The following is a 21452-nucleotide window of genomic DNA, read 5'->3' on the forward strand; positions in this document are numbered from 1 at the left end:
GCACACCAGCGCCGCGCGGATCGACAGGAAAGGTGTGTTCGCCGGTGGCAACACGAGACCGCGGTGCAGCGCCGAACTCCCAGGCAGCGCCCGACCAGGGCCGTTCCCTGCGTCGTCTCGTCATCGTCGAGTCGCCGACCAAGGCCAAGAAGATCGCCCCCTACTTGGGACGCGGTTATGTGGTCGAGGCGTCTGTCGGACATATCCGGGACCTGCCGCGCGGCGCGGCGGATGTGCCGGCCAAATACAAAGGACAGCAGTGGGCGCGGCTCGGCGTCGACGTCGACAATGATTTCGAGCCCATCTATGTGGTGAGCCCGGATAAGAAGGCGAAGGTCAGCGAGCTCAAGAGCCTGCTCGCCGATGCCGACGAGCTCTATCTCGCCACCGACCCCGACCGCGAGGGCGAGGCCATCGCCTGGCATCTGCTGGAGACGCTGAAGCCGAAGGTGCCGGTCCGGCGCATGGTGTTCCACGAGATCACCGAATCGGCCATCCGGGCCGCGGCCGCCGATACCCGCGAGCTGGATCAGGATCTGGTGGACGCGCAGGAGACGCGGCGCATTCTGGACCGGCTCTACGGCTACGAAGTGTCGCCGGTGCTGTGGAAGAAGGTCATGCCGCGGCTGTCGGCGGGCCGGGTGCAGTCGGTGGCGACGCGCGTGATCGTGCAGCGCGAGCGGGAGCGCATGGCGTTCCGGTCCGCGGAGTACTGGGATATCGCGGCGAAGCTGGATGCCGGCGATCAGGGCGAGGGCAATCCGCGGGTCTTCGGGGCGCGGTTGGTGACCGTCGACGGGTCGCGGGTGGCGCAGGGCCGGGATTTCGGTTCCGATGGGCAGCTGAAGTCCGCGGGCGTGACCGTGCTGGACGAGGCGTACGCGCGGCGGCTGGCGGAATCGCTGCACGGGGTGGATCTGGCGGTCTCCTCGGTGGAGTCCAAGCCGTACACCCGGAAGCCGTACGCGCCGTTCATGACGTCGACCTTGCAGCAGGAGGCGGCGCGCAAGCTGCGCTTCACCTCCGAGCGCACCATGCGGGTGGCGCAGCGGCTGTACGAGAACGGCTACATCACCTATATGCGTACCGACTCGACCACGCTGTCGGAGTCGGCCATCGCGGCGGCGCGGGCGCAGGCCACCCAGCTCTACGGTGCGGAGTATGTGAGCCCGACGCCGCGGCAGTACACCCGCAAGGTCAAGAACGCGCAGGAGGCGCACGAGGCGATCCGTCCCTCGGGCGACACCTTCCAGACGCCGGGTCAGCTGCACGCGCGCCTGGACAATGACGAATTCCGTTTGTACGAGCTGATCTGGCAGCGCACGGTGGCCTCGCAGATGGCGGATGCGCGCGGCACCACCATGACGGTGCGGATCACCGGTGTGGCGAATACCGGTGAGGAGTGCGTGTTCTCGGCGTCCGGCCGGACCATCACCTTCGCGGGCTTCCTGAAGGCCTATGTCGAGAGTGTGGACGAGGAGGCGGGCGGCCAGTCCGACGACGCCGAATCGCGGCTGCCGGCGCTGTCGGAGGGGCAGGGCGTGACCGCGGTCGAGCTGCTGCCGGACGGGCACACCACCAATCCGCCGGCGCGCTTCACCGAAGCTTCGTTGATCAAGACGCTGGAAGAGCTCGGCATCGGGCGTCCGTCGACCTACTCCTCGATCATCAAGACGATTCTGGATCGCGGGTACGTGTACAAGCGCGGTAGTGCGCTGGTGCCGTCCTGGGTGGCGTTCGCGGTGGTCGGGCTGCTGGAGGCGCACTTCGGGCGGCTGGTGGACTTCGACTTCACCGCGGCCATGGAAGATGATCTGGACGCCATTGCCGGCGGGCGCGAGCAGCGCGGAAACTGGTTGTCCTCCTTCTATTTCGGCGGCGATCACGGGGCCGAGGGCTCGGTCGCGCGCTCGGGCGGCCTGAAAAGGATGGTGGGCGAACGGCTCGACGGCATCGATGCGCGAGAAGTCAACTCCATCAAGCTTTTCAGCGACGACGAGGGTCGCGATGTGGTGGTGCGGGTCGGCAAGTTCGGGCCGTATCTGGAGCGCATGGTCATCAATCCCGATGACCCGGACGGGGATCCGGTCTCGCAGCGCGCCAATCTGCCCGATGATCTGCCGCCGGACGAGCTGACCCCGGAGGTCGCGGAGAAGCTGTTCGCGACGCCGCAGGAGGGTCGCTCGCTGGGCGTGGATCCCGAGAGCGGCAATGAAATCGTCGCCAAGGAAGGGCGTTTCGGCCCGTACGTCACCGAGGTGCTGCCCGCGCCGCCGGAGGAGGACGGGGCCAAGAAGGGTGCGAAGAAGGCGGATGCGTCCAAGCCGCGCACCGGCTCGCTGTTCAAATCCATGAGCCTGGACAGCATTACGCTCGACGACGCGCTCAAGCTGCTGTCGCTGCCGCGCGTGGTGGGCGTGGATCCGGAGTCCAATGCCGAGATCACCGCGCAGAACGGCCGGTACGGGCCGTATCTGAAGAAGGGCACCGATTCGCGGTCGCTGACCAGTGAGGACCAGATCTTCACGGTCACGCTGGAGGAGGCGCTCAAGATCTACGCCGAGCCCAAGCGGCGCGGCGGGCAGGCGGCCAGTGCGCCGCCGCTGCGCGAGCTGGGCGTGGATCCGGTGTCGGAGAAGCCGATGGTGATCAAGGACGGCCGGTTCGGGCCGTATGTCACCGATGGCGAGACCAATGCCAGCCTGCGCAAGGGCGATGAGGTGGAGTCCATCACCGATGCGCGCGCCTCGGAGCTGCTGGCGGATCGGCGGGCCCGCGGTCCGGTGAAGAAGGCGGCCAAGAAGACCGCCGCCAAGAAGGCGCCGGCGAAGAAAACCGCCGCCAAGAAGGCCGCGGCCAAGACCACCACCAAGGTGGTCAAGAAGGCCGCGGCGAAGAAGGCGGCGGCCAAGACGGCCGATGGCGTCACCACCAAGAAGGCTGCGGCCGCCAAGAAGACAGCGGCCTCGCAGTCCTGATCAACGGCTATTTCCTGTCGGTGTCCTGCCGTAGCGTGTGTGCCGTAACACGCACCAGCGGAAGGACATTCGATGGCCGTCGCCCAGGATCGTCAGGACCTGATCGCCATACTCGCCGAACAGCGTGACATCTTCAAGATCACACTGCGTGGGCTCGAGGACGCCGATGCGCGCCAGCGCACCACGGTCAGTGAACTGACACTCGGCGGGTTGCTGCATCACCTCGTCTCGACCGAACGGCATTGGACCACCGTCATCGTCGAACGCGACGAGCAGGCGGAATTCGATCTGTCCGAGATGGATTCGCAGTATCGGATGGGCCCGGACGAGACCCTCGCGGGGCTGCTGGCCGAATGGGATGCGGTGGGCGAGCGAACCGCCGCGCTCATTCGCGAGCTGGAGAGCCTGGACGAGTCCATTCCGATTCCGACCGCCCCGTGGCAGCCGGAGTTGACCTGGCAGACGGCCCGGCACATCCTCCTGCACATCCTGCGGGAGATCTCGCACCACTCCGGGCACGCCGACATCATTCGCGAAGCCCTGGACGGCGCGAACACCACCTACCAGCGCGCCTAGCGGTTCCTGCGCTGTCGGCCCCGGCCGCTAGGGTGTACGACGTGGCGGGTGTCTTCGATCGGCTGGTCGGCCAGGATGCGGTCGAGTCCGAACTGACCGCTGCCGCGGTGGCGGCGCGGGGCGGCGCCGAGGCCTCGTCCTCGGCCATGACGCATTCCTGGTTGTTCACCGGACCGCCCGGATCGGGCCGTTCGGTCGCCGCGCTGTGCTTCGCGGCGGCCCTGCAGTGCACCGATCCGGAGCGCCCGGGCTGCGGGCGCTGTCACGCCTGCACCACCACCATGGCCGGCACCCACGGCGATGTGCGCCGCGTGGTGCCCGAGGGGCTGAGCATCGGCACCAAGGAGATGCGCGAGATCGTCCAGGTCGCCTCCCGCCGCCCGAGCACCGGCCGCTGGCAGGTCGTGGTGGTCGAGGATGCCGACCGCCTGACCGAGGCCGCCGGCAATGTCCTGCTCAAGGTGGTCGAGGAACCGCCGGCCCGCACCGTCTTCCTGCTCTGCGCGCCCTCGGTGGACCCGGAGGACATCTCCATCACCCTGCGATCCCGTTGCCGCCACGTGCATTTGGCGACCCCCTCGGTCGACTCCATCGCCCGGGTCCTGCGCGAGCGCGACCGCCTCGACGCCGACACCGCCGCCTGGGCGGCGTCGGTGAGCGGCGGCCACGTCGGCCGCGCCCGCCGCCTGGCCACCGACGACTCCGCCCGCGCCCGCCGCAAACGCGCCCTGGCCCTGGTCGCCGCCACCGCCCGCCCGGCCGCCGCCTACACCGCCGCCGACGAGCTGGTGAAATCCGCCGACGACGAGGCCAAACAAGTCAGCGCCGAACGCGACGAGAAGGAACGCGACGAACTCGCGACCGCCCTGGGCGCGGGCGGCACCGGCAAGGGCGCGGCCTCCGCCACCCGCGGTTCCGCCGGGGCTCTCAAAGAACTGGAAAAGCGCCAGAAATCCCGCGCCACCCGCACCGGCCGCGATGCCCTGGACCGCGCGCTGATCGATGTCGCCGGCCTCTACCGCGACGCCTTGGCCGTCCGCTTCGGCGCGGCCACGGCCGATTCCCGCTCCGGCGTCACCCTCACCCACCCCGATATGTCCGACCAGATCCGCGAACTGGCCACCGACATCCGCCCCGAGGGCCTGCTCCGCTCCATCCAAGCCGTCCTCGACTGCCGCGAAGCCCTCGAAACAAACGTCAAGCCCCGCTTCGCCGTAGCCGCCATGGTCGCCACCCTCATGGCGGCCCGCTCCGCCTGACCGCACCCGTCGTGACCGCGACCACGCGTTTTCGCGATCCGGGCAGCGAGACGATAGACTGCGACCGCCGAAAGGCACGCCGCCTTAGCTCAGTCGGTAGAGCGCTTCACTCGTAATGAAAAGGTCGGGGGTTCGATTCCCCCAGGCGGCTCCATACAGGCAGGTGGTGAGCAGGTACCGCTCTCCGCCTGCTGTCGTTTCGGGGTCTGAATCCCACCTATGTCCCAACAAAGTCATTCGGCGCTCACAGCTCGGTGCAGCGCGTCAGCTGCTGCAGGGTGGACTCGGCCGCGCGCCATGTAGCGCCGCTGGGTCATGGACGGGTCGGCGTGGCCGAGGACATCGGCGGTAACCCGGGCGGACAGGCCGGCGTCATCGAGGATCGTGGCGACCGCGCCGCGGAAGCTGTGGGCGGTGATGTCGTCGGGGATGGCCAGGGCCTCGCGCACGCGCTGCCACTGGTGCTGCACGTTGTTCGGATCGCGCAGCGTCCAGTTCTCGGAGGGGAAGACCAGATCGTATTGGGGCGGTTTGGCTGGCGGATGCTTGCGCTTCCGGGCCTCCAGCACCGCCTTCCTCTGGGTGAGCATCACGATGGCGAAGTCCGGCAAGGCGATTCGGCCCTTGCGGTTCTTCGGATCGTTCTCGATCTCCTGGCGTGCGAGCCCGACTTCGGTGATTCTGACCACTTTTCCGCTGGTCCGTAGGGTCTTGCCCTTGAGGTCGATGTCGGACCACAAAAGGGCGAGAATCTGGCTGCGCCGCAGGCCGGTGCCGGCGAGCAGAGTGATCCAGTCGGTCAGGTCTGCGGCGTCGCAGAAGTCGGCGACGGTCGGCGGGGTGTAGGACTTGATCGGCTTCGTCCGTTCGCGTTCCTTCTTCATGAGCTTGCGAGGGCAGGGCAGGCTTGAGGTTCTGACCGCGGTGAGAATGAAGCGGAGCTCGTCGACGGTGATATCGCGGGCGCCACCGGTCCGGCCCTTGGGCTCGAGGTTCTCCGGCAGCTCGACCTCGCGGACGGGGTTCACGGTGAGCGGGGTTTTTCGGACCGCGTACTTGAACATCCCGGACAGAACGGAGCGGGCAGTGTCCATGGAGCCGGGGCCCTGCGCCTTTCCGACTTGGATCAGGAACTTCTCCGCGGCGGCGGTGGTGACCTCGTGCAGGCGGAGATCTCCGAATGCGTTGTTGAACATGGCCGCGACGTCGTCGTAGCGCTCCAGTGTGCTCATGGCACGTTCCAGCGCGACCAGGTGGTTGCGGTAGTGCTCCCACAACTTGCGGACGGTGATCGAGTCCGTCAGTTCTCCCTCAACTGTGATGCGGATCTCGCGGGCGGCCGCGAGGACTGCTTCGGTGGCACGAGAACCGTTGCGGTCCGGCACCTTCCGCCCGCGGGAATCCAGTTTGAGCGGTGATACTCGGGCGATATCGCGCCGTTTGCCCGAGCCGTCGCGAACCAGGACACGGGCCTGGAAGTGACCGGGCGCTATTTCGGTGAGCATCACCGCGCCCGGCACTCCGATCGGTCGCGGCGGTCGGCCTCGGCCCATGGCTATCTGCCGTCCTGCTGGTCGACCTGGGCGTCGATGGCGGCGTCCAGTTCGTCCAGGTCCCACAGCAGGTTCTTGCCGACGCGGCGTGGCATGGGCAGCCATGGGTGCTCGGCGCGTTGGCGATGCCAGCGCCGCAGCACTTCCGGGTGTCGGTGGATGTGCGCTGCCGCATCCTTGGTGCTCGCCCAGCGGCGAATGTGCACGGTGCCGCTGATGTCGGATGTGGTCACCGTTGCTCCTTTCTCGAATCGATCAGTGGCGCAGCGAGTTCGAGCCGGCCACTACTCGGCCTGAGTCCAAGGTGTCGTCTTGGCCGGTCTTGTCGGTTGTGGTTTCGGTGTTGTCGGGTTGGGCGACGATTTTGGCGACCGTCGAGTGGTGGAGACCAAATGCGTCGCCGACGATCCGGGTGGATCGCACAGTGCGGTACATGGCACGGATGCTGCTGTCGCGGTCGCTGTCGGCGGGCTTGTCGACGGCTGCCGCCTTCGCGTCGGCTGTCTGGGGTGTGGTGTCGCCGGTGGTGGCGACGGCGTCGGGTGTGGGTTTCCTGGTGTCGGGTTGGGTGTCGACTACGGCGGGCTTGGCGGCGCGGGCGTCGCCTGTGGTGTCGGCGGGGTCCGGATCGGGTTGTGCTGGAGTGGATTCGGACAGTAGGGCGAATCCGCAGATAACCATGAATCCGTCGATGGCGAGCGGGCCGACATGGGCGCCAACGGTGTCGTAGCCCCAGGACAGCAGCACGTGGTAGACGTGGCCGTAGCTGATGATGGCCGAGCCGAGGGCGACGGTGCCCGCACCTGCGTATCGGGCCAGTTTCCACCACATACCAGGGAGCCAGCGCACTCTCAGCAAGACTTCGACGGACAGCATGAGCACGATCGGCCAGACCGCGGACCCGATCTGGGGTGCGATGCCGGGACTCCAGCCGTCGGGTTGGGTGTCGGCTGGCAGCCAGGTGTAGAGCCAGTTCGCCAGCACCGACAGCACGGCACCGAAGCCGAATCCGAGCCAGGCGACAGTCCGGCCTCCGGTGGGCGACAGTGGGTGTCGGATGTGTTGTCGGGTGGAGCGACGCTGCCGCCCAGGCGGCACCGGTTCGGCGTCGGTCTCGGGCACGGTGGGGGCGACGCTGTCGAGGGTGTCGGCCGGTATGCCGTTGTGGTGCACGGCGTCGTTGCCGTGCACCACATGCGAACCGGCTCCGTTGCCGGTCACCCCTCACCTCGATCCGGTGTGGTGATGGGGGTGTAGACGGCGGTGTAGAGGCGGGCGCGTTCGTCGGCGGGGTCGGTGCCGGTGTAGGTAACCGACAGGGTGGCGCCGATGTCGAAGCCGGTCGCGCCGGCCTTGGTCATGGCGGCGCCGATGGCGCGTTCCATGCGTGAGGTCGGGTACAGGTTCCGCAGTCCCGCGGGGGTATCGAGGGTGATGAACAGCTGCATCACGGTGTTGCCTTGCTTGTCCTTTTGGACCTCGCCGGGGGCGCCGTTGAATTTCAGTCGTGGCTGTTCACCGATTTCGGTGATGCGGCCGTAGATGGTGGTGCCGGGGGCGATGTTCTTGCCGAACGCGCTGGGGGGTTTGGCGGCGGCCTGTTTGAAGCGCTGCCCGTAGTCGATGCCGGTCATGATGGGTTCCTCCTTGGGGATCTATCGGGGAAAGGTGTTCAGCGGCTGCGGGTTACCTGCCGCTGTGGGGACAGGGGTTGGCGGTAGTGGCGGTCGAGGTAGGGCACCCGCTGCAGGGCCTCGATCGGGTGGCCGGCGTCGAGGTGGTCGGTGAGGTCCTTGCCCGCGGCGGCCTGCAGAATCCGGATCTCGCCGACGTGGCCGTGCAGGGTGTCGGCGACCTTGGCGGCGTGGCGGTAGCCGGGTCGGTCGCGGTCGGCGACCACGATCACCCGCCCGGCGCCGTGCAGCCATTGCGCGTGATCGCGGGTCCAGCTGCCGGCGCCCATGGCGTTGCTGGTGGCGACCAGTCCGGCCTCGAACGCGCGTTGGACGTCCTTCTCGCCCTCGCACACGAAGATCTCCCGGCCGCGTCCCACGGCGTTGACGACTTCCGGAAGCCGGAATGGGATGGGTGCGAAAGCGCCTGATTCCCAGCTGGTTCCGGTCCAGCGGCGTTGCGGGAAGTTCTTCTTGTGCCCATGCTCGTGCGGGATGTGCTCGCGGGTGATCGCGCCCTCGATGCGTCCGTCGGGCCAGCGGTAGACGTAGGTTTCGATCACCTCCGGCGGCCCGATCGGCTCACCCAGCTGCGGGCGGTGCGGGATCGGGAACTGCGCGTACTCGATCGCCTTGTCCACCAGCGAGACTCGCGCCGGCGGCGGCTGCTGCTGGCGTGGCGCGGGCCGCTGGTAGGGGCGGTGCGGGTCGCGTTGGGGCAGTTGGTCCCACATGTCGCGCACTTGCAGGTTCAGTCGGGCCAGGACGTCCTGGTCGTCGCAGCCGGCGAAACATCGCACGATGGTTTTGCCCTGGGCGGGGTCGTAGCGGACACCGAGCGACGGGTTGTGGTGCTGGCCGTCGGCCTCGTGGACTGGGCACAGGTAGACCGTCCAGCGGGTGCCGGTGCGGCCTGGCCCCATGGTGGCCGCCAGAGCGGCGGTTATGAGTTGCCACGAACGGCCCTGCGATGCTTGGGGTTCCATGGCGGGTCACCGTTCGCGTTCGATCGGAGCGCGGTCGCGGTCGGCACCGAATTTCGGGATTGGCGTGCCGGGCGCGCACCGGTAGGTGTCGGGTGCGTTGCGTTCGTAGTCGACGGCGAAGGTGTTGCCGGACAGTTCTTGTGCCTGCTCGATGCTGCGCCACTGCACCGCGGTGAGCTGGTCCTGGCCTATTTCGTCGCGGTAGTAGCGTGCCCAGTCGAGGTGCTGCCGTGCTCCGTTGGCGTCGCGGGTCCAGGAGGTGTAGGCGATCCGCAGGTAGTGCCACTCCTGCTGGTGTGGGCCCTGCGACCAGGCGGTATCGAGCCGGTCGATGCCGCGGTGGTACTGCTCGATCTCCTGGCTGGTCGCGTCGAGGTGTTCGGCGTGGTAGACCTCGTCGATCAGCCGGACACGTTCGGCGAAGTCGGCGCGCATGGCTTCCTCGTGTTCGGGTTGCATCGTTCACCGCCCCCGCTCGTATCCGGGGTGGTGCTGGGTGTGATCGACGGGTGCGCGGGTGTGGTCGAGGCAGGCGAGGTCGCGGGCTTGGTGCAGGCTGCGGTACTGGACGTCGGTCAGCCCGAACTCGCGGCCGTAGAGCTCGCGCCGGCGTTCGACGTCGGCGACGAACCGGCGCATGTCCTTGGGGCGCTGCTGCCAGTCGTCGTAGGAGGCGGACAGGAACGCCCAGTGCTCGGCGTACGGGCCGCCGAACCAGCGTTCGTCGTATTCGGCGGTGTCGCGGTAGATCCGATCCAGCTCGGCGTCGGTGATATCGCTGCGGTAGGCGTTGCGGGCCAGCTGGGCCTGGGCGAAGAACTCGGCCCGCATGGCTTCTTCGTGCTCGGCGTGTATCGTGCTCACCGGTCCCGCTCGATCGCCGGCTGCGGCGTCGCATCGGTCTGCGAACCCGTTGTGCTGGAATGCTGCTGGTCCCGGGTGGGGGCCGAGAGTGACGGCGGCCAGGTGCCGTTGCCGGTCAGCTCGCGGGCCTGCAGGGCGGTGCGCCAGTCGATGGGCAGCATGGTCGGGTCGCGGTGGTCGGTGATCTGGTTGTGGATCAGGTGCATCAGCCGCGGCGTCTGCTGCCAGTTCCGGACGGCGTTGTCCAGCCGCTCCCACGGGCCGGTCACTCCGGGCGGGCTGGCCCACCGCCGCACGATCGGGGTTATCCGGGCGAGGAGTTCGGTTCGGTTGTCGTCGAATTGGAGCCGCTCGGCGATCTTGCGGGCGTTGTGGACCGTGGCGTAGTCGGCGCGCATCTCCGCTTCCAGCGGGAACGCGCCCCGTTCGGTGTAGTAGCGCGGCTGGGTCGGATCGGTGGGGTCGTGGAAGGCGTTCATGTCACCGGCTCCGCTCGATCGGCGGGCGCGGCGTTTCGGGTGGGTTGCCGTGATCGGTGGTGGTCTCGCGGGGCGTCGTGTCGGTGCGGGGCTGCTGTTTCCGGCGCTCGTCGAGGGCGGTCAAGACGTCCTGGCGTTGACCATCGATCGGGTGGAACTTGATCCTGCCGGGCTGTGTCGAGTCGGCGAGGTCGACGCTGAGTCCTTGGCCGCCGACTTCCATCGTCGATACGCGCTGGCGGGCCCAGTCGAGTGCCTCGGCCTCGGAGTCGAAATGCTGCTGGATCGGCCGCTGCGATTCCGGCAACTCCTCCACGGTGACGCCCTGTGCGCGGGCCAGTGACCAGACGTCGCGGCGGTAGATCTGCACCGCGAAACGCGGCGTGAATTCGGTGTTGTGCTGGTTGTGCCCGTTGGCCTTCCGCTCGGCGTCGCGGCGGGCCTTGCTGCCGAAGCGCTGCTGCTCGGGGGTGGCCTGGGCGAGTTTCTGCACGGCCTGATCGCGTTCGGTCCGGAACTTGTCGCGTTCGACTCCGGTCTGAATCACCTTCTCGCGCAGGTCTTTCAGCTCGGCGGCCTGGCGGTTGGTGGTGTTGCGCAAGGCCTGGGCGTCGGCTTCGGCGGCCTCGCGGGCCCGCTGCTGCTCGTCACGGTCACGCGTGACGGCGTCCAGGCCCCGCTGGAGCACACCCACGTCACGGGCCAGGGTGTCGCGGTCGCCTCGGAGCTCGGTGAGCTGGGCCTCGATGTCGGCCAGGCGCTGCTCTGCGATGTTCGACGCTCCCGGTTCCGGGCCGGCGGCCGGTGCCGGGGTGGGCCCGCGGTCGCGGCGGAGCCCGTCACGGTAGGTGGTCAGCTCGTCGGCGACGATCCCGGGAGGGCCGTCGACGTGGTAGAGCAGGCCGGGTGTGTCGTGTGCGGAGATGCCCACTGCCAGGTGGTGGGAGTTGCGGCAGTGCGGCGACTGAGCGCGGCGCTGCGCCCATTCCGCGGCGGCGGACTCGGTCGGGTGCAAGCCGATCTCATTGTGTGCGTAGCCGTCGCGGTCACGGGTTTGCATCCGGACCTCGAACCGCGAATTGTCGGCGGCAGTGGCGAATTCGCGGTTGATCTCTTCATCGGTCAGTCCGGCGTCGCGGGCCCGTCGGGCGGCCTTGTTGCGGGCGGCGTCGAGTGAGTCGCGGACCGCGGGGTCGATGTCCGGCGTGCGCCATGACCAATCCGCTTGTGCGCGGCGGATAGCCTGCACCGCCGCGACCCGCTCGTCCGCGCCCTCGCGGCCTTGACCGGTCTCCGCCGGGCGCGGATCCGGTCCGGGCGGCTGCGCCGGCGCGGCGTGGTCGCGGGCGGGGACGGTCGGGCGGCCCAGGTGGTGGGCGCGGTCCCATTCGTGGACCTCGTCGGTGACCATGCCCAGCGGCCCGACCGCGGCCTGAGCGGTGTGGGCCGGGTCGCGGCGATCCCACACCACGGCGGTGAACTCGTCGCCGCGGCGGCTGCTGGACCGGTAGAAGCCGAGCTGCTGGCGGGTCCAGGCGTAGGCGTCGGCGACGCTGGCGAAGGTGGTGCCGGTGCGCGGCCGATCGGCATGCGGCGTCGATGCCAGCTGCGCCTCGTCCCGGTGGCCGATCAGCGCGCTGGGGCCGACGGTGGCTACGAAATGCTTGCTGTCGAGGGTGTTGGGGTCGCGGCGTCCGGATTCCAGGGCGGCGATGCGCCGGCGTAGATCCTCGGTGTCGGCGGCCAGGTGTTTCGGGTCGCTGCGGTAGGCCAGCTGCGCCCGCTCCACCGCGACCGCTTGCGCGGCGGCCTGATGGCGCGCGAACACCCGCTGCTCTGACCGTGCCGCGATCTCCCGGAACTCCGGTGCCGTGCGCGGATTGGTCTCGGTGAACACGTGCTGCACGCGGATGCGGGGGCTGTCGTCGAGATCGTTGAGCGCCTGCACGACCTGCCCGCGCTGCTCGGTGCTGAGCGCGGACTCGTGCACGGTCGACTCGATCCCGAACCGCATCCCCTCCAGCTGCTGGAGCACCGCCTCGTTGACGTGGTAGTCGTCGCGGTCGGCGCCGGCCGCCAATCGGGCGTCCCACAGCCGGTTGCGCGCGGCCTGGTATTCGTGGACGCAGCGGGTGAACCAGACTTCGGCGATGCGCTGCGCCCCGATCTCGGCCTCCAGGTGCGCGGCCAGCTGCTTGCGCTGGGCTCGGGTCAGCTTGATCGGCTTGTCCCCGGAATCTGTGCGCCGCAACAGATGCCGCTGATACCAGGTGTGGGCGGTATCGAGGATCTGCCGCAGGGTGCGGCCGGACTGGCGGGTGATCTCATCCATCTCGGACTTCTCGGACATGAGTGGTGTATTCCTTTCAGGGATAAAGGGATTGGGCTTATCGGGTGCGGTCGATCGGGGTGCGCTGCTCACGCTGCTGGAGTTGCTGCCAGCGCTGTTCGGCGGCGGCGTCGGTGAGCTTGAGCCGGGTCGCGAACTTGCCGCGGGTGCGCGAGACCGTCGCGGCGGCGGAATACAGTTCGCGGTCAGCGTCTTGCAGGTCCCACATGACCTCCTCGGTCACCTGGACCGGATCGATCGGGTCCCCCAGGTCGTCGACGGCCAGCGCCTCGGGCTTCTGATGCAGGCGGCCGTAGTCGAGCTTGATCTGGGCCATCTCCCGGCGCAGCTCAGCGATACGCTCGGTGACCTCGTAGAGCCGGTCGTACAGCTCGGAGGGGGCGGGCATGATCCAGTCGGGATGGTTCTTGGGCATCGGTGATCACTCCTTGCTGATGGTGGGGTTGGTGTCGTCGGGGGTGTTGTCGTCGGGACCCAGCCCGAGTAGTTGCTTGCTGAAGCGCCAGTCGGTGAGTGACTGCTCGTCGGTGTGGCACAGGATCGCCACGGTCTGCTCGTAGGCGGCCAGGGCGCGGCAGCGGGCGATGACCTCGCGCAAGCCGGTGGCGATGGGGTCGTCCGGCGCTAGGCCGTCTTCGGGGACCGGATCGAGGTCGAGCATTCGATACGGGCGCGGGGTGGCGTCTTCGAGCTCGGCCAAGCGTCGGCCCTGCTCGGACACGGGCAGCGGGGTGCGGATGATGGCTTGCGCGAGCAGGTACCACATGCCGCGCAGCAGCCCGGCCTGCCAGCGCTCGCTGTCGCTGGTCTCGTCGCGTTCGAGCAGTCCGAGCGTGCGCGCGTGTTCCTGGCAGGCGATCCGGGAGGCGTTGGCGCAGTACAGCACTGCCAGGGAATCGAGCCAGTCACCGATTTCGTCGGTGGGTGCCGGGTTCTGTTCGGTTGCGGTGGACGGGATTCGGTCGGAGTTCATGGGGGATATTCCTTTCGTGGTTCAGGCGCGGGCGGTGCGGCGGGCTTCGCGTCGGGCGCGGGATTGGTCCAGGCGTGCGATGGCGGCGCTGAAGGTGCGGCAGATGCCGCAGGTGAGGGCGGCGAGGGCGCGGCCGATGGCGGTGGTGACGGTGATGAAGGTCTGCGGCAGGGGTGGGCGCAGGGCGGCGTGCCACCACAGGTAGGCGATCCAGCCCAGCCCGTAGACCGTCAGTGGGAGGGCGACTACGCCGGGCTGTCCCCAGCCGGCGAGCAGTACGACCGCGATCACCAGCAGGGAGCCGCCGAGACCGGCGCGCAGCAACCGCGGCCGCAACCCTGCCGGGCCGGCCGGCGCGGCCTCGGTGTCGAGGTGCTCGTCGGAGGTGACCAGTCGCAGAACGGGTTTGGCCGACGGCGTCTGCTCGACGGGCGCGTCCTGGCCGAGCAGGAAGCTGGGGCCGTCGACGGCTTCGGTGGCGGCGGTGAGGAAGGCGCTGGCTTCATCGCCGAGGACGTCGCCGAGCTGGTCGTCGGGGATGCCGGCGACTGCCTCGTCGAGCTCGTTCGGGTCGCTGGGGCCGCGCCGGCGCTTGTGCTGGTGGTCGTGGTCGTCATCGTCGTGGTGGTCGTCGCTGCGGATGATGCGCATAACGGTTGTGCTCCAATCGATTTCGGTGATGAATGGGTGGTCAGGCGGCGGTGGCCGCGGTGTCGCCGTCGGCGGCGGTGCGGTGGCGTGCGGCCTCGGCGGCGGGGGTGCCGGGCAGCGGGGACAGTTGGGTGAGGTCGATGCGGACGACGCGGCCGAACCAGGCGTGGCCGGCCTTGGCGTAGACGAATTCGCCGGGGCAGAAGCGGCGGACGCGGTCGGGATCGACCAGCCAGCGTTCACCGACCTGCACCTGGCCCTCGTCGCCGGTGCGCTGCCCCCGGATCAAATGCCGCGACGGCAGCATGGTGCGGACGGATCCGAAGTGTTTACACAGCTCCCCGACGTTTTCGCAGTAGCCGAGAATCAACCCGCCCGCGAGGGCCTTCAACAGCCGATCCAGGACCCACTTGTCGGGGGCCAGAGACTCGGGGGACTGACCCGACAGCACCAGCGCAACGCCTTGCGAGCTGCCGCGTTCGGCGATCTCCTCCAGCCCCAGCGATCCCTTCCTTGTGGTCAACGCGGAGGCTTCATCCAGGTAGAGGGTCGTCGAGCGGCGCAGGTGCTTTTTCGTGCGGCCGGCGCGCTGCATCACCAGCCGCAGCGTGGCCGCGACCTGGGCGCGGGCGGCGTCCTTGTCCAGGGCGGGCACGGTCATGAACAGCACGGTCAGGTTGTCGATGTTCTTGCCGTCGTCGAACACCATCCGGCCGTCGTGGTCTTTGAGCAGCTCGAACAGGTTGGTGCACTTGATGAGCGCGTCGTCGATCTGCGGGACCTTCTCCGCCTGCAACGCCTTGACCTGGCGCACCACGTCGGGGGCGTCACCCCACGCCTTCTTGATCTCATTGGGGTTCATCCGGTCGAGGAACTCGGTGCTGCTGTTGATCTCGCCGTGCGGGGCGCCGAGCACCAGGTCGACGACGCGGCGGCGCATCTCGTCGAAATGCTGGCCCTCGCTGGTGGAAGCCTCCCCTGCATTGAGCAGGTCGCCGATGATGGCGCGCTTGTCGCGGATAGGCAGGTTGCGCCACAACTCGAGCCGGTCCATCTCCGGCACCAGGGCGATCTCCTCGCGTGGAATACCCAGCGCGACAGCGATGGCCAGCATCTCGCGACCGAGCACTCGGTCGTCCTCGCCGCCCTTGCAGGTGATCATCACCAGTCGCGGTTTCGGGTGCCGGACACTCATGCCGGGCACGTCCTTCCACCGCTGCCAGGCATGCCACTCGTAGATGAACGTGGCGATGGCGTGGCGTTTGATCAGCTCGGTCTTGCCGCTGCGGGTGGTCGCGATGATGCCCTGATGACGTTTGATCTCGTTGTGGGGCACCATCAGCCAGTGCTGATGCCGCGCGGTCAGCTCCCGCCACAATCCCCGCGGGCGCGCATCGTGGTGATCGGCCAGGGTGCCCAGCACGACGGCGAACCCGGCGCTGTAGGGGGCGCCGAGCTTCGCGGCCCGCGCCGCCGCCGCGAACTTGCGGGCGGCGAACGCTTCCTGCACCCGCTCGGTACGGCCGAGGGATTTCAACCCGACGGTGTTGGTCTTGAGCACGAACTGCGCCCACCACCAGGTGGCGGCCAGCATCGCGATCGGCGCACCCACCGCCAGCATCATCGGCAGCCCGGCCAAGTCCCCGCCGGCGACCTGACCGGCGCCGTCGAAGAACAACACCACCGGGGTCGACAGGGAGCCGCCGGCCAGCATCGACGCGACTGGCAGCAGGAACGCGGCAATGGCGAAGTTCCGCAGCCGGTGTGGCTCCAACGGCCAGTTGTAGGCGACGGCCACGACCATGATCAGCATCGCGACCAGCACCAGCCCTGCGGTCAGCGCCGTGCCCGCGACATGCGTGGCCTGCGTCAAGTCCACGCCCTGCCAGCTGGGCACGGTGATTTCCGGTGCGCCGGGTGGTGCCTGCGGCCCGAGCTGGTCGAACCCGGTCCCAGAGGGCGGGGCAGCGGTGGTGGTCGGGATTGTTGTGGTTGTCCCGAAGGGGTTGAAGATCGCCGGCGGGCTGGCGGGGTCGCAGTCCTGTGGGGTGATGATCGGTGTGCATTGGTTGCTCATGAGGCTTCCCTGTTGGCGTGGGTCTGCTGCTCGCGCTCGGCTTTTGCGAGGGCTTTGCGTTCGGCGCGGCGGGCCAGATAGGTGCTCCAGTCGTCGTCGAGGTCGCGGGTCTCGAAATCGATGTCGATGGCGGCGATCTCCGGCGGGAGTCGTTTGACGGCGGCCTTGACGCCGTCCGTGACGTAGGTGGTGCGGCACAGATACAGCAGCCCCACCAGCTCGGTGACCTGCCGGAACGGCGGCACGGTGCGGGTAGCGCGCATCGCTCCCTGCAAGGCGATGTCCATGTCCGTCGGGCCCTTGCGGGTCAGCTCGACTTCCACTGCCCACCACTGCAATTCGCCGTGAACCTTGCGCAGCACCCACCCGTCATGGACATGCGCTCGATCGCGGCGAGGTTCGCGGCTGGAGCTGAACTCCGCCACCTCCCGCGAAGCCGCAGCGATCTCCTCCGCACGGTGGCGCAGCTGGCGTTCGGACACCCAGCGATGCGGGTCGGAGCCGACCAACATGATCCGGGCCTGGGCGACGGCCCGGTCGTGGTTGGCCCATCGCGTCGATGGCGTCCAGTCCTTCGGTTTCCAGCCCAGACGCGGTGCCGCGGCTTCCTTCTTCGGGATCACCCACGCCCGGCCTGGCCCCACCCGGGTCAGCGGGTACAACGAGCCGTTGCGGATCAGCGGCCGCAGGATGTCGTAGGCGGTGCTCAGCTCGACATCGAGGAAGTGCGCGATCAGGTCCACCTGCATGCCGTGCATGTCCGCGGTACCGTCCAGCACTTGGCTCTGCCGGGCCGTAATCGTGGCGCTGTGCGCGGCCGGCAGCATCCGACCCATCGACCCGTACGGCACACCGAGAAGCTCGGCGACCTCCGCCTTGGTCAACCCTTGCGCCCGCAGGACGGCGGCCTCACCCAAGCAGTTCTCCACCTTGCTCAGCGGAATCCCGAGTGTCCGTGCGATGTCGGTGTAGCTGTAGTCGAGATCGCGCAGACCGCCGATGATCTCCGAGCGGTGCCGCAACTCCAGGCGCGTATACCTGTCCCTCTTCTTGTGGTGGGTGCTCATCGGGTGCGCTCCCTCCGATGCGGCGGGTCGATAGGGCGGGCCTCGATCTCGCACAGCCGCCGCTCCAGCTCGTCCGCGGGTATCCGGTGCACCCAGCTCGGCAAGGACGGGACCTGCGGCGCCGGTGTCCGGGTCCGCTCGCTGTGGCGGGCGGCGATGTCGCGGCGGGCCTGCACGATCACCGCGGCCATCTCCTCGGCCGCGCCGGCATCCGGGGCGCGGCGAGGTTTCACCCCGCACTTCGGGCAGCGCCGTGCCGCGCCTCCCTCGCGCTTGAGCTGCCGCTCGCGGCTGCGAGTGCCGTGCCAGGTACGGGCCAGCTCCCACCCGATCCCGTTGTCGCGCAACACCTCCAACAGCCGCGCACCCCGGCCGGCGCGATGCTCGGTCAGGCGCGCGTCGAGGTCGGTGGTCCACCCGGTGTAGTGGCGGGCATGCCGGAACGGTCGATCGAAATGCAGCAGATAGACGGTGCCGGGAACGTTCTTGCGCGTCATCGGCTCCGCTCCCTGCCCTGAGAGCGCTGCTGGCTGGCATGGCGGGCCTGAATATCGCTGCGCGCCTTGGTGATCTCGGCGAACAGCCGATCGTGGGTTTCATGCCATCGTGTCCACGTCTCGCTTTGGTCCGCCCAGACTGATCCGGCGGTGGAATCCCAATGACGAAGGTTGTTTTTCTCCGCCTCGTCGTTCCCGTAATCCTTCGTGGCGGCGACCTGGGTCGCGGCGTGCAGCATGTCCGTTAGCACGCCGTCGACCACGTTCAACCTGTCGCGCTCGGCGTCCAGCGCCGCCAGCTCCCTGCGGATTTCGTCGGCGGTGCTCATCGCTCCTCCAGGACCAGCACGAACAGGTCGGAGGACAGACGGGCGGCATCGATCGTCAGCGTCCGCATCGGCGTGGACACCACACCGCTGGCAGACTCCTTCCGCACCACCGTGCACACCACGGCGCAGCGCGGACGGCCCTTCGCGTCGGTCCACGGCTCGCCGATCTCTTCCACCCGCAGCGTGCGGATATCGCTGCGACCTGGTAGCGCGTCCCGATACCACTGGCCCACCCGGACGGTGCGATCTCGGCCGCTCATTGCGCCACCCCCGGGACGGCCGGGGCCTGGCGGTTCACGTGAACGCAGTCGATGCGGTCGACTTCCTCAGCGCGGCAGACGTTCACGCTCGGCGGCATGGTCGGGGTCTGCTGTTCCAACTGGATTCCGACCACGATCCCGGCGGCGAACAACACCAGGCCGAAGAAGACGGGCAGTCTCCAGCGCAACGGCATGCTTTGAAAGCCGCTCTGCAGCAGTCCGTTTGCGTCGTACTCGGCGCGGTTGTAGGCGGACAACCCGCTGTTCCGTCGCGCGTATTCGTGGCTGTTCATCGCCGGCCTCGCAGCCAGCCATGCCGCGGGCGCACCAGGACGTAGATGCCGATCAGGAACAGCGGCACCAGGACGACCTCGGGGGCCACGATCAGCGCGTACATCATCGACATTGCGACGAACACGAAAAAAGCGGTGCGGGCTCTCATGCCGCACCGCCCGGACCGAGGGGCCGCACCAGAGCAAGAACCTGGTTGCGGTCCACCTTGATTAGCCGCGGTCCGACCTGGAATCCCTCCAGAAGGCCGGCCTCCACCCACCGACGGATGGTGTTTGGGTGAACACCCCCAGCCAGCTGGGCGGCGTCACGCAGACTGATCAATCCCCTGCGCTCGCCGACCGAAGTGTGTCGCTTGCTCATGAATCCCGCTCCTTCAGTGCGTAGTGGCTGTGTATACACAAGCAGCGTATACGCACGTGTGTATACGCACAAGGTTTGTGTATACACAGGGCGGTAGGCAAAAGAAGAGGGCCTGATCAGTTGCCTGACCAGGCCCTCCCTGTCGAATTTGGGTTAGCCGCTATGGATTGTCCGCTCAGACTCGGGGTTGGTGAGCGTCATCCGAAATGAAAACGCCTGGTAGCGACCTCGTGGATAGGACACGTCCGAGATCATCAAGACGCGCTCGTCATTGCCCAGGAAGCGTTGGTGAATCGTGACTACGAGGTCGCCGGTTGGGACTCTGAGCCAGGCTCCATGTAGCTCGCTAGGAACTCGTTCGGCGAGAGTCTCTTCCAAGAATGTCGCGTCCGGGGTCTCCTGGTCTGGAAGGTGGTAGGTGTCGGAGATTGAGATGGGTTGGCCGCCTTCGGTTGCGCGGGTTACGACATGGACCAGCTCGCCTCCAGCATCGATTCCAAAGTCGCTGGCCAAGTCATCGGTCGCGCGAATCCGTTCGATCTCCCGCTCCACACTGATCGGGCGTTCCGACTCGGTCGCGAACGTGGTTTCTGGGCTCTCCATCTGGCGTTCGGGAGCGAGGCGAGTCAGGTTCGGGCGCTCGACGACGTAGGTGCCGCGGCGTTCCACCTTCTGGACGAGTCCCCACCGATGGAGTTGGTCGACTGCCTTGCGGACGACGATTTCTGATACTTCGTGGTCGCGGGCAATGTCGGCATAGCTTGGCAGCCAGGTCTTGGGTGCGATCGCGCCTGTGCGAATCTCACGTGCGAACTTGTTCGCGATCTGGACGTACTTCGGCTCCGTCATTGGCTCGGATATCCCTTCCGGTCATGTAGCGAACTCGCCGCACACCTATCTGCGTATACGCACATGCTCACGGTACACGGAACCTGGCCGAGCCAGGTCTGGGGTCCCATACGGCCATTCGGGGGAGTGGTCGTTACCTTCGACGAACCCAGTGCTGAGCCTGATCCTGCAGGTTCCACCAAGAGACGAATGCAGCATCCTGGCTGTTCAGAACCCACTCGGCGGCGAGCAACTCGAAAAACTCGTCGGTCGCAGTCTTACCGCCCTTCGGCTCCCCGATATAGATCAACTGTTCGCCGCCGGACTCCGCAAACTGGGTGAGGGCATTTACTGCCATAGGGTCACCCCATCCGGGCGGCCAGCACATAAACAGCACACGGTGGGATTCCTCGCCTGAGTTGCGCGCTGCTGTCAGCTCCTCCAACCCTCCGACCGGGTGCCAAACTGCGCGCTCGCCAGCTGTGAGTGGGAATGAGATGTTCTCCGTGCTGTCGGGGGGCTCTGAATCGAAAGCTAGGACGTCAAGTCCTTGCTGGCTGAGCAGATTGGCCCAATAGCCGCGTCCTGCAGCATTTTCGAGCAATCCTTGGCCTTCGCAGACCCCCGCGATCCAACTCAGTGTTTCGGGGGATGGGATGGCATACGCATAGGTCGCTTGGAGTGCCGTTTGGGCGTAGGCGAACCGGGCGCTGCCCTTAGGCCGGCCTCCGTTCACCTCACGGCGGTTGTTCCGCTCGGCTGGCCCGGAGCTGACGAACGGGGCGACGATATCCCAGTAGGGGTTGGTGCTCTCACCTCCGGTCATGTAGTGCAGGAAGCGCAGATCGAAGGCCCGGTCGACATCGTCATCACCAGTCCCAGGAAGGCCAGGCGCGGTCTCCAGGTAGTCGGCCACTTTCGGGTACTCGGCACGGAGCCGCTGTTCGTCACCAAGGAGAGCTACCAACTCCTCGCGACGATCCGGCGAGAGCACGAATCCGGTCATGATTTTCATTCTGCCCGTACTGCTTTCGCTGATGGGCCGAATGCGTAACACCTCATGGGTCGATAAGGTCAGGTGCCCTGTTCCCGCGGCGTCGGCCCTCTGTTTGTGGTCTTCGCCCAGAGGGGTACGGCGCCCAGCCGGACTACCCGCACTGAGCGCGCCCTGGCGTGCGAACCCGACGCCGCAGGCGGCGGACATCCCAACGTGCCCAGCTCTATCAACGCAAGATCCGTCACGAACCCTCTCTTTGTGGTCACTCTGTTTGTGGTCTTCGTTCTTGTGGTTTCGGCTCTCAACTCCTCAGCTTCTTGGTCACTTCCTTGAACTGTTTGATGGTGGCTCCCGCTTGCACGACCCCAACTCTCTGCAGCGAAGCGGTAGAGAGTTGGGGT

General features: G+C 67.6%; 24 protein-coding genes and 1 tRNA gene. 4 read left to right on the forward strand and 21 right to left on the reverse strand.

Features of this window, described 5'->3' with window-relative positions:
- Window positions 1-44: 44 nt before the first annotated feature.
- The 4 genes from topA (at window position 45) to ACFVIV_RS35895 (ending at window position 4967) form a co-directional block, all read left to right on the forward strand.
- The gene (gene topA / locus ACFVIV_RS35880; protein WP_379204247.1) at window positions 45-2978 is read left to right on the forward strand and encodes a type I DNA topoisomerase; all 2934 of its coding nucleotides are present in this window, start codon (window positions 45-47) and stop codon (window positions 2976-2978) included.
- Window positions 2979-3050: 72 nt separating this feature from the next.
- Entirely contained in the window at window positions 3051-3554 is a 504-nt protein-coding gene (locus tag ACFVIV_RS35885; protein ID WP_379204249.1) for a DinB family protein, read from the forward strand.
- Between the two features lie 41 nt (window positions 3555-3595).
- On the forward strand, window positions 3596-4813 hold the full coding sequence (locus tag ACFVIV_RS35890) for a DNA polymerase III subunit delta' (RefSeq protein ID WP_379204251.1): 1218 nt from the start codon (window positions 3596-3598) through the stop codon (window positions 4811-4813).
- A gap of 78 nt (window positions 4814-4891) precedes the next feature.
- A tRNA-Thr gene (locus tag ACFVIV_RS35895) sits at window positions 4892-4967 on the forward strand.
- A gap of 79 nt (window positions 4968-5046) precedes the next feature.
- Here the strand turns inward: ACFVIV_RS35895 and xerC are convergent.
- The 21 genes from xerC to ACFVIV_RS36000 all read right to left on the reverse strand — a co-directional run bounded on the left by xerC (window position 5047) and on the right by ACFVIV_RS36000 (window position 21060).
- Window positions 5047-6318, reverse strand: a complete 1272-nt coding sequence (xerC, locus tag ACFVIV_RS35900) for a tyrosine recombinase XerC (RefSeq protein ID WP_379204253.1) — start codon at window positions 6316-6318, stop codon at window positions 5047-5049.
- A 50-nt stretch (window positions 6319-6368) separates the two neighbouring features.
- Window positions 6369-6599, reverse strand: coding sequence for a hypothetical protein (locus ACFVIV_RS35905; RefSeq protein ID WP_379204254.1), 231 nt, complete (start codon window positions 6597-6599; stop codon window positions 6369-6371).
- Window positions 6600-6621: 22 nt separating this feature from the next.
- Complete coding sequence (locus ACFVIV_RS35910; protein ID WP_379204256.1) at window positions 6622-7587, reverse strand: hypothetical protein; 966 nt, start codon at window positions 7585-7587, stop codon at window positions 6622-6624.
- Window positions 7584-8000, reverse strand: coding sequence for a hypothetical protein (locus ACFVIV_RS35915; protein ID WP_379204258.1), 417 nt, complete (start codon window positions 7998-8000; stop codon window positions 7584-7586). The genes ACFVIV_RS35910 and ACFVIV_RS35915 overlap by 4 nt, the downstream gene beginning before the upstream one ends.
- A gap of 38 nt (window positions 8001-8038) precedes the next feature.
- The gene (locus tag ACFVIV_RS35920; protein WP_379204260.1) at window positions 8039-9025 is read right to left on the reverse strand and encodes a hypothetical protein; all 987 of its coding nucleotides are present in this window, start codon (window positions 9023-9025) and stop codon (window positions 8039-8041) included.
- A gap of 6 nt (window positions 9026-9031) precedes the next feature.
- Entirely contained in the window at window positions 9032-9484 is a 453-nt protein-coding gene (locus ACFVIV_RS35925; protein WP_379204262.1) for a hypothetical protein, read from the reverse strand.
- Window positions 9485-9487: 3 nt separating this feature from the next.
- A complete protein-coding gene (locus ACFVIV_RS35930) occupies window positions 9488-9889 on the reverse strand; it encodes a hypothetical protein (protein WP_379204264.1) in 402 nt (133 codons plus the stop codon).
- Window positions 9886-10368: a hypothetical protein gene (locus ACFVIV_RS35935; RefSeq protein ID WP_379204265.1), complete on the reverse strand. Its 483-nt coding sequence runs from the start codon at window positions 10366-10368 to the stop codon at window positions 9886-9888. The genes ACFVIV_RS35930 and ACFVIV_RS35935 overlap by 4 nt, the downstream gene beginning before the upstream one ends.
- Before the next feature lies 1 nt (window position 10369).
- On the reverse strand, window positions 10370-12718 hold the full coding sequence (locus ACFVIV_RS35940; RefSeq protein ID WP_379204267.1) for a hypothetical protein: 2349 nt from the start codon (window positions 12716-12718) through the stop codon (window positions 10370-10372).
- 37 nt (window positions 12719-12755) lie between these two features.
- Window positions 12756-13133, reverse strand: coding sequence for a hypothetical protein (locus tag ACFVIV_RS35945; RefSeq protein ID WP_379204269.1), 378 nt, complete (start codon window positions 13131-13133; stop codon window positions 12756-12758).
- Between the two features lie 6 nt (window positions 13134-13139).
- Window positions 13140-13691, reverse strand: a complete 552-nt coding sequence (locus tag ACFVIV_RS35950) for a hypothetical protein (protein ID WP_379204270.1) — start codon at window positions 13689-13691, stop codon at window positions 13140-13142.
- Window positions 13692-13712: 21 nt separating this feature from the next.
- Window positions 13713-14342 carry a hypothetical protein gene (locus tag ACFVIV_RS35955; protein WP_379204271.1) on the reverse strand — a complete coding sequence of 210 codons (630 nt, stop codon included), beginning with the start codon at window positions 14340-14342 and terminating at the stop codon, window positions 13713-13715.
- A gap of 40 nt (window positions 14343-14382) precedes the next feature.
- Window positions 14383-16419, reverse strand: a complete 2037-nt coding sequence (locus tag ACFVIV_RS35960) for a hypothetical protein (RefSeq protein ID WP_379204272.1) — start codon at window positions 16417-16419, stop codon at window positions 14383-14385.
- Window positions 16416-17486 (reverse strand): hypothetical protein, encoded by a 1071-nt coding sequence (locus ACFVIV_RS35965; protein ID WP_379204274.1) that lies wholly within the window; start codon window positions 17484-17486, stop codon window positions 16416-16418. The genes ACFVIV_RS35960 and ACFVIV_RS35965 overlap by 4 nt, the downstream gene beginning before the upstream one ends.
- Complete coding sequence (locus tag ACFVIV_RS35970) at window positions 17483-17983, reverse strand: hypothetical protein (protein ID WP_379204276.1); 501 nt, start codon at window positions 17981-17983, stop codon at window positions 17483-17485. Before ACFVIV_RS35970 ends, ACFVIV_RS35965 begins: the two co-directional genes overlap by 4 nt.
- A complete protein-coding gene (locus ACFVIV_RS35975; RefSeq protein WP_379204278.1) occupies window positions 17980-18312 on the reverse strand; it encodes a hypothetical protein in 333 nt (110 codons plus the stop codon). Before ACFVIV_RS35975 ends, ACFVIV_RS35970 begins: the two co-directional genes overlap by 4 nt.
- Window positions 18309-18572: a hypothetical protein gene (locus ACFVIV_RS35980; RefSeq protein WP_379204280.1), complete on the reverse strand. Its 264-nt coding sequence runs from the start codon at window positions 18570-18572 to the stop codon at window positions 18309-18311. The genes ACFVIV_RS35975 and ACFVIV_RS35980 overlap by 4 nt, the downstream gene beginning before the upstream one ends.
- Window positions 18569-18865, reverse strand: a complete 297-nt coding sequence (locus ACFVIV_RS35985) for a hypothetical protein (protein ID WP_379204282.1) — start codon at window positions 18863-18865, stop codon at window positions 18569-18571. The genes ACFVIV_RS35980 and ACFVIV_RS35985 overlap by 4 nt, the downstream gene beginning before the upstream one ends.
- Window positions 18862-19014: a hypothetical protein gene (locus tag ACFVIV_RS35990; protein ID WP_379204284.1), complete on the reverse strand. Its 153-nt coding sequence runs from the start codon at window positions 19012-19014 to the stop codon at window positions 18862-18864. The genes ACFVIV_RS35985 and ACFVIV_RS35990 overlap by 4 nt, the downstream gene beginning before the upstream one ends.
- A gap of 365 nt (window positions 19015-19379) precedes the next feature.
- Window positions 19380-20075 carry a GntR family transcriptional regulator gene (locus ACFVIV_RS35995; RefSeq protein ID WP_379204286.1) on the reverse strand — a complete coding sequence of 232 codons (696 nt, stop codon included), beginning with the start codon at window positions 20073-20075 and terminating at the stop codon, window positions 19380-19382.
- Window positions 20076-20208: 133 nt separating this feature from the next.
- On the reverse strand, window positions 20209-21060 hold the full coding sequence (locus ACFVIV_RS36000; RefSeq protein WP_379204287.1) for a hypothetical protein: 852 nt from the start codon (window positions 21058-21060) through the stop codon (window positions 20209-20211).
- Between the last annotated feature and the right edge of the window lie 392 nt (window positions 21061-21452).

This window comes from Nocardia sp. NPDC127526, from assembly GCF_042672265.1.
Taxonomy (GTDB): domain Bacteria; phylum Actinomycetota; class Actinomycetes; order Mycobacteriales; family Mycobacteriaceae; genus Nocardia.

What these genes read in the sequence shown, in the direction of transcription:
- xerC (WP_379204253.1), bottom strand. Translation starts at nt 6,318, where the DNA reads ATGCTCACCGAAATAGCGCCCGGTCACTTCCAGGCCCGTGTCCTGGTT.
- ACFVIV_RS35985 (WP_379204282.1), bottom strand. Translation starts at nt 18,865, where the DNA reads ATGAACAGCCACGAATACGCGCGACGGAACAGCGGGTTGTCCGCCTAC.
- ACFVIV_RS35925 (WP_379204262.1), bottom strand. Translation starts at nt 9,484, where the DNA reads ATGCAACCCGAACACGAGGAAGCCATGCGCGCCGACTTCGCCGAACGT.
- ACFVIV_RS35960 (WP_379204272.1), bottom strand. Translation starts at nt 16,419, where the DNA reads ATGAGCAACCAATGCACACCGATCATCACCCCACAGGACTGCGACCCC.
- ACFVIV_RS36000 (WP_379204287.1), bottom strand. Translation starts at nt 21,060, where the DNA reads ATGACCGGATTCGTGCTCTCGCCGGATCGTCGCGAGGAGTTGGTAGCT.
- ACFVIV_RS35950 (WP_379204270.1), bottom strand. Translation starts at nt 13,691, where the DNA reads ATGAACTCCGACCGAATCCCGTCCACCGCAACCGAACAGAACCCGGCA.
- ACFVIV_RS35965 (WP_379204274.1), bottom strand. Translation starts at nt 17,486, where the DNA reads ATGAGCACCCACCACAAGAAGAGGGACAGGTATACGCGCCTGGAGTTG.
- ACFVIV_RS35970 (WP_379204276.1), bottom strand. Translation starts at nt 17,983, where the DNA reads ATGACGCGCAAGAACGTTCCCGGCACCGTCTATCTGCTGCATTTCGAT.
- ACFVIV_RS35955 (WP_379204271.1), bottom strand. Translation starts at nt 14,342, where the DNA reads ATGCGCATCATCCGCAGCGACGACCACCACGACGATGACGACCACGAC.
- ACFVIV_RS35975 (WP_379204278.1), bottom strand. Translation starts at nt 18,312, where the DNA reads ATGAGCACCGCCGACGAAATCCGCAGGGAGCTGGCGGCGCTGGACGCC.
- ACFVIV_RS35995 (WP_379204286.1), bottom strand. Translation starts at nt 20,075, where the DNA reads ATGACGGAGCCGAAGTACGTCCAGATCGCGAACAAGTTCGCACGTGAG.
- ACFVIV_RS35920 (WP_379204260.1), bottom strand. Translation starts at nt 9,025, where the DNA reads ATGGAACCCCAAGCATCGCAGGGCCGTTCGTGGCAACTCATAACCGCC.
- ACFVIV_RS35940 (WP_379204267.1), bottom strand. Translation starts at nt 12,718, where the DNA reads ATGTCCGAGAAGTCCGAGATGGATGAGATCACCCGCCAGTCCGGCCGC.
- ACFVIV_RS35935 (WP_379204265.1), bottom strand. Translation starts at nt 10,368, where the DNA reads ATGAACGCCTTCCACGACCCCACCGATCCGACCCAGCCGCGCTACTAC.
- ACFVIV_RS35945 (WP_379204269.1), bottom strand. Translation starts at nt 13,133, where the DNA reads ATGCCCAAGAACCATCCCGACTGGATCATGCCCGCCCCCTCCGAGCTG.
- ACFVIV_RS35990 (WP_379204284.1), bottom strand. Translation starts at nt 19,014, where the DNA reads ATGAGAGCCCGCACCGCTTTTTTCGTGTTCGTCGCAATGTCGATGATG.
- ACFVIV_RS35980 (WP_379204280.1), bottom strand. Translation starts at nt 18,572, where the DNA reads ATGAGCGGCCGAGATCGCACCGTCCGGGTGGGCCAGTGGTATCGGGAC.
- ACFVIV_RS35915 (WP_379204258.1), bottom strand. Translation starts at nt 8,000, where the DNA reads ATGACCGGCATCGACTACGGGCAGCGCTTCAAACAGGCCGCCGCCAAA.
- ACFVIV_RS35885 (WP_379204249.1), top strand. Translation starts at nt 3,051, where the DNA reads ATGGCCGTCGCCCAGGATCGTCAGGACCTGATCGCCATACTCGCCGAA.